Annotated in this window: 12 protein-coding genes; all 12 read right to left on the minus strand. The window is 71.3% G+C overall.

All coding sequences use genetic code 11. From position 1 onward, the window contains the following. Nucleotides 1-55: 55 nt before the first annotated feature. Nucleotides 56-1,192 carry an acyl-CoA dehydrogenase family protein gene (locus GKE82_RS05165; protein ID WP_154732553.1) on the minus strand — a complete coding sequence of 379 codons (1,137 nt, stop codon included), beginning with the start codon at nucleotides 1,190-1,192 and terminating at the stop codon, nucleotides 56-58. Then, on the minus strand, nucleotides 1,189-2,400 hold the full coding sequence (locus GKE82_RS05170; protein ID WP_154732554.1) for an acyl-CoA dehydrogenase family protein: 1,212 nt from the start codon (nucleotides 2,398-2,400) through the stop codon (nucleotides 1,189-1,191). Before GKE82_RS05170 ends, GKE82_RS05165 begins: the two co-directional genes overlap by 4 nt. 16 nt (nucleotides 2,401-2,416) lie before the next feature. After that, entirely contained in the window at nucleotides 2,417-3,187 is a 771-nt protein-coding gene (locus tag GKE82_RS05175) for an enoyl-CoA hydratase/isomerase family protein (protein WP_154732555.1), read from the minus strand. Then, complete coding sequence (locus tag GKE82_RS05180; RefSeq protein ID WP_309233422.1) at nucleotides 3,180-5,216, minus strand: biotin carboxylase N-terminal domain-containing protein; 2,037 nt, start codon at nucleotides 5,214-5,216, stop codon at nucleotides 3,180-3,182. The genes GKE82_RS05175 and GKE82_RS05180 overlap by 8 nt, the downstream gene beginning before the upstream one ends. A gap of 5 nt (nucleotides 5,217-5,221) precedes the next feature. Next, a complete protein-coding gene (locus GKE82_RS05185; protein WP_154732556.1) occupies nucleotides 5,222-6,829 on the minus strand; it encodes an acyl-CoA carboxylase subunit beta in 1,608 nt (535 codons plus the stop codon). A gap of 2 nt (nucleotides 6,830-6,831) precedes the next feature. Then, nucleotides 6,832-7,140, minus strand: coding sequence for a hypothetical protein (locus tag GKE82_RS05190; RefSeq protein WP_154732557.1), 309 nt, complete (start codon nucleotides 7,138-7,140; stop codon nucleotides 6,832-6,834). Further along, nucleotides 7,127-8,527 carry an acyclic terpene utilization AtuA family protein gene (locus tag GKE82_RS05195; protein ID WP_309233423.1) on the minus strand — a complete coding sequence of 467 codons (1,401 nt, stop codon included), beginning with the start codon at nucleotides 8,525-8,527 and terminating at the stop codon, nucleotides 7,127-7,129. The genes GKE82_RS05190 and GKE82_RS05195 overlap by 14 nt, the downstream gene beginning before the upstream one ends. Continuing rightward, nucleotides 8,524-9,498, minus strand: a complete 975-nt coding sequence (locus tag GKE82_RS05200) for a MaoC family dehydratase N-terminal domain-containing protein (RefSeq protein ID WP_196189063.1) — start codon at nucleotides 9,496-9,498, stop codon at nucleotides 8,524-8,526. Before GKE82_RS05200 ends, GKE82_RS05195 begins: the two co-directional genes overlap by 4 nt. Then, nucleotides 9,495-9,725 carry a zinc ribbon domain-containing protein gene (locus tag GKE82_RS31230; RefSeq protein ID WP_154732560.1) on the minus strand — a complete coding sequence of 77 codons (231 nt, stop codon included), beginning with the start codon at nucleotides 9,723-9,725 and terminating at the stop codon, nucleotides 9,495-9,497. Before GKE82_RS31230 ends, GKE82_RS05200 begins: the two co-directional genes overlap by 4 nt. A 6-nt stretch (nucleotides 9,726-9,731) precedes the next feature. Next, nucleotides 9,732-10,649: an SDR family NAD(P)-dependent oxidoreductase gene (locus GKE82_RS05210; RefSeq protein ID WP_154732561.1), complete on the minus strand. Its 918-nt coding sequence runs from the start codon at nucleotides 10,647-10,649 to the stop codon at nucleotides 9,732-9,734. Nucleotides 10,650-10,756: 107 nt separating this feature from the next. After that, nucleotides 10,757-11,506 (minus strand): DUF4386 family protein, encoded by a 750-nt coding sequence (locus GKE82_RS05215; RefSeq protein ID WP_154732562.1) that lies wholly within the window; start codon nucleotides 11,504-11,506, stop codon nucleotides 10,757-10,759. After that, nucleotides 11,503-13,830, minus strand: coding sequence for an MMPL family transporter (locus tag GKE82_RS05220; protein ID WP_154732563.1), 2,328 nt, complete (start codon nucleotides 13,828-13,830; stop codon nucleotides 11,503-11,505). Before GKE82_RS05220 ends, GKE82_RS05215 begins: the two co-directional genes overlap by 4 nt. Nucleotides 13,831-13,907 lie beyond the last annotated feature (77 nt).

Here is a 13,907-nt window from a genome sequence, read left to right on the forward strand (position 1 = left end):
GACATCCCGATTAGGTGGCATCTCCGTGTCCACCGTGAGAGGGGTCAGCGCCGTCTCATGGCGTCCCGGTGCTCGCGAGCAGCTCGGACGCCACGCGAGAGCTCGCGTCGTGGGTCCCTCCAACGAGCCGTGAGCTGACCTGCGCCCGACGGAAGAACAGCGGCGCGTCGTGCTCCCAGGTCGCGCCGATGCCGCCGTGGACGTTGATCAGCGCGCGGGACGCGAACGCCAGCGCCCGGCCGGCGCCGCTGCGCGCGGCGCTGGCCGCGAGTGCGAACTCCTCAGGTGCGCTCTCGCCGCTCCAGCCCGCGAAGTACTGCAGCGAGCGGGCGTTGTCCATGAGGCGCAGGATCTCCACGATCTCGTGCTTGATGGACTGGTAGGACCCGATCGGCCTTCCGAACGTGAACCGCTCCTGTGCGTACGCGACGCTCATCTCCAGGCAGGGCTGAACCGCGCCGAGCGACTCCGCCGCGATCAGTGCTTGCGCGAAGTACCAGGCCCGCGCCATAATCGCGTCGTCGACCGGGAGGACCCGTGCCGGCGCGTCGTCGAGCGTGATGTGGGCCAGGGCACGCGTGGCGTCGTAGCTGCGGACCGGTGCGACCGAGACCCCTTTGGCGGCCGCCTCGATCACGACGCAGATCGGCGCCCCGGACTCCGAGACCGCGACGGCCGTCAGGAGATCCGCCCCTGGGGCGTCGACGACGTGGCCCGCGGCACCGGAGACCACCGCGGTCCCTCCGCGGACCCGTGCCCGCAGCGCCGGACCGCGTCCGCCTCCGGTCACCGCATCGACAGACCAGGCCTCGTCCGTGGCTCGCGCCGCCGGCCGGGCAGGCACGTGGACGGGACGCCGCTCACCGGAGGCCACCGCCTCGCAGGTCTCGTCCCGCGCCGCGTCGAGCACCAGGGTCGCGGGGAGCAGGCCGAGCAGCGGAACGCCCGCCAGCGCCCTCCCGGTCTCCTCGGCGATGAGCAGCGCCTCGAAGATCCCAAGCCCCGCGCCGCCCCGTTGCTCTGCGATGACAAGGCCGGGCCACCCTGCGCCGACGGCGAGCGGCCAGAGGTCTGGCCGCTGGGCCTCGTCCTCGATCGCCGCGCGGGCTGCCTCGATCGTCGCGACCCGCGCGAGTGCTCCCTGCGCAGCCTCCTTGAGGAACTCCTGCTCGTCCGACAGCGCCAGGTTCATGCCGTGGCCTCCCGCTCACGTGACTTCAACTCGCGGAACGGGATGCCCTTGTCCAGCCGCGGCTCCGTAGGTAGGCCGAGCACGCGCTCGCCGACGGTGTTGCGCAGGATCGCCTCCGTCCCTCCGGCGGACTTCAGCCCCGGCAGGAACGAGATCATGTAGCCGAACTCGTTCTCCGGATCCAGGACCGCTGGACCATGGACGTCCGCGATCAGCTCGCCTGCGGCGATCGCGGCGTTCACCGTCGTCACTTTCGCGAGCCCCGCCTCCGGCCCCGGGATCTGGCCCTGGGCCAGCGAGGTCAGCATCCGGAACCCCGTGAAGCGGACCGCGAGCAGGTCCGTGGCCAGGTCGCCCAGACGCTCGAGGACCGCATCGGTGTGCGTCGACGACGGAGCAGACGCGACGGCGCGGGCGAACCGCTCAGCTTTGAACCCGAGGGCCTCGCCGCCCAGTCCGATCGTGAACCGCTCGAACATGAGCACGGTCAACGCGACCCCCCAGCCGTTGCCGACGCCGCCGACAACCGCGTCGGAGGGGAGCACCACGTCGTCGAAGAAGACCTCGTTGAACTCCGCCTCGCCATGGATCTGCCGCAGGCCACGGATCGTGATGCCCTCGGCGTCCATCGGGACGATGAACATGGTCAGGCCCTTGTGCTTGGGCACGTCGGCGTCGGTCCGGGCGAGCATCATCCCGAACGCGGCGAAGTGCCCATTGGTCGTCCAGACCTTCTGGCCGTTGAGCTTCCATGAGCCGTCGTCCTGCATCACCGCGCGCGACTGGACGGCTGCGAGATCCGAGCCCGCCGACGGCTCGGAGAACAGCTGACACCAGACCTCGTCACCGTGCAGCAGCGGGCCGAGGTGGCGGTGCTTCTGCTCCTCGGTGCCGTGGGCGATGAGGCACGGGCCCATGAGCCCGACACCGATCCCGTCCAGGACACCGGGAACCTCGGCAGCGCCGATCTCCTGGTCGACGATGACCTGTTCGATCGGACCGAGCCCGGAGCCGCCGTGTTCCGCCGGCCACGTGACACCGGCAAGGCCGCCCTGCGCGAGCTCGCGCTGCCAGGCGCGACGGGCCGACAGGTACGCGGCGTCCTCGACCGAGCCGACGACAGCAGGCGCATGCGCGCGGTGGCCGTCGAGCCAGTCGCGGATGCGCCGACGGTACGTCGCTTGTTCTGGGGTGTCGTTCAGGTCCATGGTGCTCCTATCGCGTTCAGGTTGCGGTCCAGCGAGGAGCGCGCTTCTCGCTGAACGCGAGCGGCCCCTCCTGGGCGTCGTTGCTGCGGTAGACCGGGTCCCAGATGCGATCGGCGACCTCCAGGCCCTCGGTCCAACCGCACTCGGCGGTCGCGTAGACCATCGCCTTGCTGGCCCGCACCGACAGCGGCGCGTTGCCGGCGATCACCTCCGCCATCGACTGCGCGGCCTCGCGCAAGCCGGCCGCCGGGACGACCCTGTTGACCAGGCCCAGCTCGAAGGCACGCTGAGCGCTCACCGGCTGCGCCGTCATCATCAGCTCCATCGCCACGCGCGGCGGGATCATCCAGCCCAAGGGCGCACCCCACGGAGCACCGCGGCCCCAGCGGGCCTCGGTCACCCCGAACTTCGCGGAGTCCGCCGCGATGCACAGGTCGCACATCTGCGCGAGGAGGAACCCGCCACCGAACGCGACGCCGTTGACGGCGGCGATCACGGGCTTCTCGACCGTGATGTTGCGGTTCAGGTGGGGAATGAAGTCCGGTGGCGGAGGCCCGAGCTTCTGACTCGACATCTCCTTGAGGTCCCCGCCTGCGCAGAACGCCTTCTCGCCCGCACCGGTGAGGACCAGCACCTGGGCGTCATCGTCGGCGACGAACTGGTCAAACCTCTCGCGCAAGCCGTCCCGCACGCTCGCGCTCAGGGCGTTGTGCGCCTCGGGGCGGTTCAGCGTGATCCACGCCACCGGCCCGTCACGGGTGTAGAGCACATCCTCGGTCTCAGGCATCTTCGGGTTCCTCGCTGTTCGGGTCCAGGATCACGGCGACCATCGCGCCCGCGTCGAGCTGATCGCCCTCGGCGACCAGGAGCTGCTCGACGCAGCCGCCATGCGGCGCCACGACCTCGTGCTGCATCTTCATCGCCTCGATGACCAGGACGACCTGCCCGGCCTCCACCTCGTCTCCGGCCGCGCACGCGACGCGGACGACCCGGCCGGGAACCGGCGCCGCGAGCGACCCGGCCACCTGCTCCTGGGTGCCGTCGCCGAACCGCGACAACTCGTCGAGGTCGACCTGCCCGCTCGGGCCGTTGACGTATACCCGGCCGCCCTGGGTCGAAGTCGTGAAGGCCCGGCGGCGCCCACCGCTGACCAGGACCACGTCCGTGGGCGTCGCGGAGACGACCGTGCACTCCCCGACGTCGACGCCGTCGACGGCGAACGCCGAGCGCCCGATGTCGTAGACGACCTCATGATCGACGTCGCCTCGTCGGTAGGCGCGGCGCTGCCCCGCCCCCGGGTTGTTGCGCCACCCCGACGGCAGTGACCGCCCGAGCGGTGCCCCGGCGCGCTCGGCGGCTTGCGCGGCCAGCGCGGCAGCGACCAGATACACCTGCAGGTCAGTCTCGGTCTCGACGAGCGGCCGCCCGAGCTGCTGCGCCTCGGGCCGATCGAGAAACTGCGTGTCGAACGCCCCACGCGCGAAGTCCTCGTCCTCGAGGAGCCTGACGAGGAAGTCGCGGTTGGTGGTGAGGCCATGCAATCGGGCATCGCGCAGAGCACTGGTCAGGATCCGCAGCGCGGCCGAGCGTGTCGGGGCGGTCGCAATGACCTTGGCGATCATCGGGTCGTAGTCCGGTGAGATCGTGTCCCCGGAGACCGGGCCGGCCTCCACGCGGAGCCCGGCCCGCGTGGGGATCTCGAAGCACGACAGCACCCCGGTCGCCGGCAGGAACCCTCGCGCGGCGTCCTCGGCGTAGAGCCGCACCTCGACGGCGTGCCCCGTGAGCACCGCGTCGCCGATGGCCGCGTCCAGGGTCGCCCCTTCGGCGATCTCGATCTGCGCGCGGACCAGGTCGAGGCCGGTGACCTGCTCGGTCACCGGGTGCTCGACCTGCAACCGGGTGTTGATCTCCAAGAAGAAGATCTCGTCGGTCTCCTGGGCGTACAAGAACTCCACGGTGCCGACGCTGCGGTACCCCAGGGCCCGTCCGGCGTCGATAGCCACGCTGGTGAACCGTCGTCGCAGATCGTCGTCCATCACGACCGAGGGAGCCTCTTCCACGACCTTCTGATGACGCCGCTGGATCGAGCACTCGCGCTCGAACAGGTGACGGACGTCGCCGTGGTGGTCCCCCACGATCTGCACTTCGATATGGCGCGCGCGCTCGACGTAGCGCTCGACGAACACCGTGTCGTCGCCGAAGGCCGACAGCGCCTCGCTGCGGGCCGCCCGGAGCCCGGCTTCGAGCTCGTCGGCCTCACGGACGATCCGCATGCCCTTGCCGCCGCCGCCCGCGGATGCCTTGATCATCGCGGGCAGTCCGACCCGCTCCACCAGGGCCGCGGCGTCGTGCTCAGCCCCGGACTCGAGGGTCACGGCCGGGGCGACCGGCACCCCGGCCGCCTCCATGATCGCGCGCGCCCGCACCTTGGAGCCCATGGCGTCGATCGCCTCGGGGTCGGGACCGAGGAAGCGGATGCCGGCGCGGGCGCAGGCCCGGGCGAACTCCGCGTTCTCGGCCAGGAAGCCGTAGCCAGGATGGATCGAGTCCGCCCCGGTGAGGACCGCGGCGTCGATGATCGCGTCGACACGCAGGTAGGACTCCGCAGGGCTTCGACCGCCCAAGGAGACCGCCTCGTCGGCCGCGTGCACGAACGGCGCGTCGGCGTCGACGTCGGAGTAGACCGCAACGGTACGGATGCCGAGATCACGGCAGGTTCGCTGGATCCTGAGGGCGATCTCGCCGCGGTTCGCGATGAGAAGCTTGGTGACCGGGGCCTGGGCATCGGTCGTGGCGGGGAGCGGGTTCGGCACGGTGATCACATCCGGAAGACGCCGAAGCCGAAGGGCGCACCCTCGACCGGCGCCGAGTGGCAGCAGGACAGCGCGAACCCGAGGACCGTGCGGGTGTCGCGGGGATCGACGATCGCGTCGTCGTACAGCCGGCCGCTCATCATGGGAGCCAGCGACTCGCTCTCGATCTGGTCCTCGACGGCTTTGGCCCGGACCGCGTCGGCCTCCAGGTCGAAGTCGACGCCGCGCGCCTCGGCCGAGGCACGGGCCACGATGCTCAGGACGCCCGCGAGCTGCGCCGGCCCCATCACCGCACTCTTGGCGTTGGGCCAGGTGAACATGAATCGGGGGTTGAAGGCCCGTCCGCTCATCGCGTAGACGCCGGCGCCGTACGCGGCGCCGGCCACGAGCGTGAGGTGCGGCACCTTGCTGTTGGACACCGCGTTGATCATCCGCGCGCCGTCCTTGATGATGCCGCCCTGCTCGTACTGCTCGCCGACCATGAACCCGGTGGTGTTCTGGATGAACAGCAGCGGGACGTCGATCTGGTTGGCCAGTTGGATGAACTGGGTCGCCTTGCGCGCCTCCTCGGAGAAGAGGATGCCGCGATCGTTGGCCAGCACGCCCACGCGGAAGCCGTGGATCGTGGCCCAGCCCGTCACGAGGTTGATGCCGTAGCGCGGCTTGAACTCGTCGAATCGCGATCCGTCGACGACGCGGGCGAGCACCTCGCGGGGGTCGAACGGCATGGTCAGGTCGGCGGAGGCGATGCCGAGCAGCTCCTCCGGGGCGTGCCGCGGCTCGTCGGGCTCGGCGACCGGGCCGGGACCCGCCTTGCGCCAATTGAGGTTACGGACGATCTCGCGGCCGAGGCGCAGGCAGTCCGGCTCGTCCAGGGCCATGAAGTCGGCAAGGCCGGAGACCCTGGCGTGCATGTCGGCCCCCCCCAGGGACTCGTCGTCGGACTCCTCGCCGGTCGCCATCTTCACGAGCGGCGGCCCGCCGAGGAACACCTTCGCGTTGCCCTTGACGAAGACGGTGTAGTCACACATCCCCGGGAAGTAGGCGCCGCCGGCGGTGGCGTTGCCGAAGACCAGCGCGATCGTCGGGATCTTGAGCTGCGAGAGCTTCGCCAGGTCGCGGTACATGGCACCGCCCGGGATCGCGACGTCCAGCTGAGTGGGCAGGTCGCCGCCCCCGGACTCGACGAGGTTGATCAGCGGGAGGCGGTTCTCCCGCGCGATATCCATCATCCGCATGAGCTTGCGGAACGACACCGGGTTGAGGGCTCCGCCACGCAACGTCGGGTCGTGCGCGATCACGGCGCACTCCACGCCTTCGACGTGCCCGATCCCCGTGACCACGTTGCCCCCGACCGGGAAGTCGGTGCCCCAGCCTGCGAGCGGCGAGAGCTCCAGGAACGGGCTGTCCTGATCCAGGAGCAGGTCGAGCCGCTCGCGAACCAGGAGCTTGCCGCGCTGACGGTGGCGCTCGACGTAGCGCGACCCGCCTCCCTCGCGGACGGCGGCGTGCGCCGCGTCGAGATCGTCGAGCTGCCGCAGCAGCGACTCCCGGTTGCCCAGGTAGGTCTCACCGCGGGTGTCGATCGCGGTCTGAAGGACGGTGGCCGGCATGACTATCGCTCGTCCACCCGCATGCGCGAGAGCACGGCGCACATCGACTTGCCCGTCCCGTCGAACTGCAGGGTCGCGGTCGCGCCACCGCCCAGGGCGCCGTGCATGACGATCTGGAAGGCGTGCAGGTTCGGCAGCGCGTGCACGACGATCGGCCCTCGCACCACGTCGCCGAAGTACTGCTGGATCCGCTCCGGGACCAGCGCCTGCTCGAGCTGCGCATACGCGTCGGCGTCCTTCGCCATGACGGCGACGTTGGAGATGTCGCCCTTGTCGCCCGAGCGGACGAACGCGAGGTCATGCACGTGCACGACCCACCTCCGTTCCGGCCGCGACGACGTCGACGTCGATCTTCACGCACTCCCGTGGGACGAGCGTCGGCCAGAGCGCGACGACCTTCCGAACCGGCGGTGGAGGGCCGATCGCCGTCCCCACCGGGCCCGCGGTGGCGAGGTGCACGATCGTCCTGCGGGCCATCTCGGCCTCCCGCCGGGTGTGGGTGCGCACGGCGACGCGCAGCTCGATCTCGTTGGCGTCGGCGAGGTCGCTCTCGGCCGCAGCCGATCCTGCGAGGGCGTTGACGCCCACGTGGTCGAAGCGGATCTCGCGCACGTCGACGCCGAGGTGCTCGAGTCGCCGCGTCAGGAACTCCTCGCTCCAGGCGACCTTGCGGGCGGCGTCCGGCCAGGGCTGGATGACGCGGCCCTCGGCGATGTAGCCGTCCTCGTAGCCGATCTGGACCTTGAGCAGCTTGGGGGGCGCGGCCGCCGTCATGCCCGAGACCGCGACGCGGTCCGCACCTTGCTCGGTGACGGTGACCCCGGCGAGGTCGACCACGCCGTCGGGCAGGCGATAGTCACGAGGATCGTGGACCTCGTAGAGCATCTGCTCCTTGATGGTCCACTGGTTCACGATGCCGCCGGACCCGGGGAGCTTGGAGATCATCGCCTCGCCGCTCTGCGTGACGTCGGCGAACGGGTAGCCCAGCCGCCACGGGTCCGTGGAGACCTCCCACTGCGACGACATCCCGCCGCTGCACGCGCCGCCACATTCCAGGAGGTGTCCGACGGTCAGCGCGGCACCGCGCAGCTCGTCGGAGCACGTCCACGGCGTCAGGCCGAAGTGATGCAGCAGCGGACCGGAGTACAGGGCGGAGTCGGCGAGTCGTCCACCGATCACGACGTCGGCGCCACCCGCCAGCGCGTCGATGACCCCGTCGCAGCCGATGTAGGCGTTGGCCGCCACGACGCGGTCGGCGATCGCGTCGATGTCCGCCTCGCCGGTGTCGAGGTTCTGGAAGGCCCACCCCTGGCTGCGGATGGCCTCGAGGTCGCCGAGGATGTCGTCGCCCTCGACCACGCCGATCATCAGGTCGAGGTCGCCGATGGTCTCGGCGGCCTGCGCGACCGCCCGCAGGGCAGCGCGCGGGTTCGCCCCGCCGGCGTTGGCGACGAGCGTCACGCCGTTGCGCCGGGCCGGCGGCAGCGCCTGCTCGAAGATCGCCTTGGTGTCGGGGATGTGGCCGCGCTGCGGGTCGCGCATCCGGGCCCGGGAGAGGGCGGAGACGGTCAGCTCGGCGAGCAGATCAAAGCCCATCGCGTCGAGGTCACCGTGCTCGAGCAGCTCGAGCGACGGCTCGAGCATGTCGCCCCAGTAGCCAGTCCCGGCTCCGAGTCGGAAAGTGCTGGTGTCGCTCACGGCGTGGTGCTCCTTCGTGGTTCGGTTCCTGCTCCGCCGGGTCGGCGGACGGTGATCTCCGACGTGACGCAGCAGCCGTTCGCGCCGCTCACACGCCCCTCGATCTCGACGATCTCGTCGCCGCCGTCGACAGTGCGGGCGACGACGCGGCCGTCGGCGACGGCGTCCTCCCCCGCGAAGAGGGACGCGCGGATCTGCAGCTTGCGCCGCATGACGACCGCGCCCGGGCCCGCCCACTCGGTGACGAGGCGATCCAGAAGACCCTGGAAGAACACGGTCGAGACGTAGATGGTCGGCTGACCCTGATCGCGCGCGTACGCCGGGTCGTGGTGTCCTGGGAACCAGTCCCAGGTCGCCGCGGCGTTGTGGCAGACGCGTCGGTGGTCGACGTGGATCCTGATCGGCGCCAGCCGTTCGCCGTCGCCCGCGGCCGCCGCGTCGCGGCGATCATCCACCGGCGGACGGTCCGAAGGCGGAGCCATCTCGGGCGTATAGCGGACCATCACGTTGTCGTTCGTGGCCACGACCTCGTCCCGCTGGTTGGAGAAGGTCATGCGCGTGGTGACGAAGGAACCGCAGCCGAGACGCGTGCGCTTCTCGTCGCTCACGGCCAGAACCTCCTCGACCATGGACACCGTGTCTCCGACGCGCAGTTCGCGCTCGAACCTCGTGTCGCAGGCCACGTTGATCAAGTAGCGGCCGGGTAGCGGGATATCCTGACCCAGTAGCGCGCGGTCCTCGCTCCCGCCGGGTCGCCACGGGAGGTCGAACGAGTACCCGAGCAGCAGCCCCGGAGGGCTGACGCCGTCGATCCAGTAGGCCGCGTTCCCGTCCTCCACGAGGGAGCAGAAGTTGCGGATCCCGAGCTCGCAGACCGGTGCCGGCGCCGTGCGGACCTCGCCGCGACGCCCGACCCAGTCACGGCCCTCCTCGAGCGTCCCGACAGCCACGCCCGTGTCGGGCGCGGTCATCGCCGACACCCGCAGCCGCCGCGGTGCGAGCAACTGCTCACGGAGCGTTCGAACGGCACGGCTGAGAAGTCCGAACGCTTGCGCGCCGGACCGCGCGTCGTGAACCGCGACCACCGACGGCCCATCGGCCCGGCGGCGCATCGCGGGCAGGTGGGCGGCGCAGCCCCGGCAGCGGCGAGGAGCTCAACCTCCGCACCGCAGGAGCAGGAGTACTCGTACAGCGGCATGTCCGCTCAGCGGGCCGGCGTGAGCCCGAGATCCGGGAACGGCGGCGGGCCGGCCTGGTCGCCGAGCGCATCGGCGACGAACGCCTCGATCTCCTCGACGGTCGGGGTCTCGGAGAAGCGCATCTCCGAGGCGACCGTGTACGGAGCGATCACCTGCGCCACACCTCCGCCGGCGACGAAGACCTGGCCGCTGTAGCGGCCGCCGGCGTCGCCCGCGAGGAAGGCCACGAGCGGCGCCACGTTCTGCGGACCCCAGAGGTCGGCACCGTCGGGACCGGTCGGCAGCTGCCCGAAGGTCCCCTCCGTCATCCGCGTACGCGCGCGGGGCGCGATCGCGTTCGCCGTGACGCCGTACCGGCCCATCTCTCGCGAGATGGTGACCGCGAACGAGGCGATGCCGCCCTTGGCGGCGGCGTAGTTGGCCTGCCCGGCGTTGCCGTAGAGCCCGGCCTCGGAGCTCATGCAGATGACGCGGCCGTCGGCGGGTGCGCCGGTCTCCTTCGCCTTGGCGCGCCAGTACGCGCATGCTGCCCTCGTGACGAGGAAGTGGCCGCGCAGGTGAACGGCGGCCACCGCGTCCCAGTCGTCGTCGGCCATCGAGAAGATCATCTTGTCGCGGAGGATCCCGGCGTTGTTGACGACGATGTCGAGGCCGCCGAGCTCGCTCACCGCGCGCTGCACCATGGCGGCCGCGTCGCCGGCCTCCGCGACATTGCCGCCGTCGACGATCGCGGTCCCGCCCGCCGCCACGATCTCCTCGCGGACCGCGGCAGCGGGGCTGTCGTCCGTCCCGTCGCCGCGCCAGTCGCCACCGAGGTCGTTGACGACGATCGCCGCTCCGCGAGCCGCTAGCGCCAGTGCGATCTCGCGGCCGATCCCGCGACCTGCACCCGTGATCAGCGCGACTTTGCCTTCGAGTTCCATGGTGCTCCTCGTTTCCATCGGTTCAGAGTGTTCGTTATCAGCATGACGTTTCGGATCAGGCCGAAAGAGCTAGGACCGCAGAACAAGCATGTTAGCGATCGCTCGCATCACGCGTCATCTGGTCGCGCGACCGCCGGGCTCGGCGGGACGTTCCAGGGCTCCGGTCGACCCGATGTCCAGCTCGGCGGGCGCCCGCCCGGCCAATAGCCGAGCGCCAGCAGCGCGACGCTCCCAGCCCAGCCGATGTACAGGGCGTCACCGATGGCGAGGAAGGTCCCGCTGAACGCGGCGATCAGTCCCCAGAGCCCCAGGAAGGACGTGATGAGCCCGACACGGCTGGCGCGCAGCGAGGCGTAGGCCAGCCAGCTCGCGAAGAGCAGCCGCGACACGATGTCGATCCACCGCACCGCGGTGAGCAGTCCGCTCGCGTCCAGCGCCTCGCGCTCGGTGCGGTACTCGCGGCCGACGAACGCGTCGGCCGCGTCGCGGAGCGCGAACCACCCCAGCATGGTGCTCGCGGCGATGAGGAGGCTCGCCGCCAGCCCGATGATCGCCAGCCCTCGAGGAACGGTGGGATCGCGCACGACGAGGATGCGCTGCAGGAACAGCACCAGCGGAAGGCTGAGCAGCAGGCCCGCGACGCGCAGCGACGCGGCCACCAGCTGGTCGTCGCGGTTGGCGGCGAACTGCCGCAGCGTCTCGGTGTCGCCGGTGTTGCGGGCAGCGGCCGCCGACACGAGGACGGCGGCGAGCGTGAGCGCCAGCCCCAGAAGCGTGAGCGGCCCGACCAGCCGGCCGAGCCGCCGCTCGCTGCGGAGCTGCTGGAAGCGGTCGTCGTGGGTGGCGCGAAGGTTCATACGGCAGCTCGTGCCAGGGGCGCGTTCGGGCCGAGCGGACGTTCGGGAGGACTCCGGCGCTCCAGCACGATCGTCAGCGCTGGGACCAGCACCAGGATCACCGCCGCGGCGAGCAGGACCTCCACAGCAGCGAGTGCACCGAACTGCCGCAGGACCGGGATGGGGCTCAGCACCAGCACTGCGAAGCCCAGAGCCGCCGTGACCGCCGAGGTGAGCACGGCGAAGCCGACCTGAGGCGGGGCCAGCGTCGCTGCCGCGATCGTCGATCCTGCTGTTCGGCGAGCCCCCGTGATGCGCATCTCCACGATGATCGCGAACTCGACCGTGATCGCGACGAGCAGCGGCTCGAGACTGGCCGAGAGCGGTGAGAGCGACACGCCGCTGAGGCTCAGCGCCAGCGATGAGGCCCCGCTCGCGACCGCAGCCGGCACGACGATGACCAGCGTTCGGCGAGCGCCGTAGCCGAGGGCGAGCAGGAGCAGGGCGATGATCCCGACCGCGGCCAGGAGCAGCCACGGTCGGCCGCCCTGGATGCCTCTGACGGCGTCGACCAACGTCGGCACGAGACCGCCTGCCGTCGCCGTGAAGCCCGCCGGGGCGGTCGTGAGGATGGCGTCGATCTGCGTCTGGAGGCCGGCGAGGTCCTCAGCATCCGTGAGCGGCGCGCCGAAGCTGAGCTCCGTCAGTTCACGTGATGGCGTCAGGAAGGCGCCTACGACCGTCGGAGGGGCGACCTTCAGCAGCGCGGCGCTCTCCGTCCCGTCCGGGATCCGGCCCCCGGCCGTGACCAGCTCGGTGAGGCTGGGCCCCGGCCGCAGCCGTGGGTCGAGTGCGCGGATCCGGGTCTGCGCGCCGCTCATCCACCGCAGGGCCGGCGCCGCGGTCACGTCGCGGCCACGCACCGCAACACGGATCTGCCCCGCCGAGCCGAAGACCTCGCCGGCGTCGACCGCGCGCTCGAGCTCCGGCAGGCCGCTGCTGGCCAGCTGGTTGGGGTCGCCGCTGATCCGGACACCATGGGCGGTGAGGATCCCGGCCACCAGCAGCACACCGCTGATCGCGGTCACGACCAGGGCGCGTCGGCGCGACCAGTCGAGTTTCCCCGCCACCGCGAGCTCGCGGGGCGCCAATCGACGGCGGTCGAGCGCCACGAGGAGCGCCGGCGTCAGCAGGAGCGCGGCCGCCACCGCCACCACCACGCCGAGCGCCAGCACGAGGCCCAGCCGCTGGACGAGCGGAACCGGGCTGGCGAGGAGCACCAGGAATCCTGCCGCCATCGCGCAGCCGGCGCGGATGATCAGCGGCCCCATCTCGCTGACGGCGACGGCCGCCGCGCGATGGGGCCTCCGCGTCGCGCGTGCTTCGCGGTAGCGGGACTCGATCTGGATGACGAAGTCGATGCCGAGCCCGAGGATCACCGGGAGCGCGGCGAGCGTTGCGGGCGTCAGGCCGAGGCCCAACGGCCAGCTGAGACCGGCGCAGACGGCGGTGGCGACCAGCGCCGGCACCAGCAGCAGCGCCCGCCGGCGCCCCGCGCGCTGTGCGACGACCAGCACCAGCATCATGATCGCGATGACGACGGGGAGCAGGATCCCGAGCTGACGGGTGAGATCTCGTGACACCGCTGCGGCGACCAGGGGCGCCCCGGCGACCTCGACGTGCAGGCCCCGCTTGCGCGCGTCACGCGCCGCAGTCTGCAGGTGCTCGCCCGCGCGCCGGATCTGACTGTCGTCAAGGCCCCGACGGAGACGGACGAGGACGATGGCGTGGTTGGCGTCGGGCAGCATCCATCGCAGCCGCGCCTTGGGCGCACCGCCGGCCCCGAGGGTGAGTGCCTGGACGAAGGCCGGGTTGGTCAGCGACGGAATGCCGACGGCGCCGAAGCGTGCGAAGAGCCGCTCGTACTCCTGACGCAGGGGCCCGAGGCTCTCAAGGCGCGCTTCCCGCGCGGCGGCGTCGGTGGTGGCCTTGTCGGCCCCGAGCTCCTTGGCGATCTCGATGGCGCGCCTTGCGGCGCGCTCGGCCGCGTCGGCCTTCGGTCCGAGCTCGGAGCGCACGATCCGCGCGATCTGCTCGATGGTCGTGTCCACGAGCGTCGCCGGACCGAACGCCGTCTGCACTCCGGGGACCCTGCGAGCCCTGCTCTCCAGCGTCTGCAGCGCGGTCATCCCCGGAGCGGAGAGGGTGTCTCCGAGCGCCCCGGTCACGACGAGCGCGACGGGCTCGCTCCCGAACGCGGACTCCACGGCCTGCGTCGCACGCCCCGTGTCCCCGCCGGGGTCCGTGAGGAGCGAGACCGACGCGTCGGACGAGAGCTGGGTCATGCCCGCCACCGCGAGGACGGAGAACGCGATGCCGAGCCGCAGGACGCGGCGCGGATGCGCAACCGCCGTCAGTGCGA

Source organism: Conexibacter sp. W3-3-2, assembly GCF_009707605.1.
Taxonomy (GTDB): Bacteria; Actinomycetota; Thermoleophilia; order Solirubrobacterales; family Solirubrobacteraceae; genus Paraconexibacter; species Paraconexibacter algicola.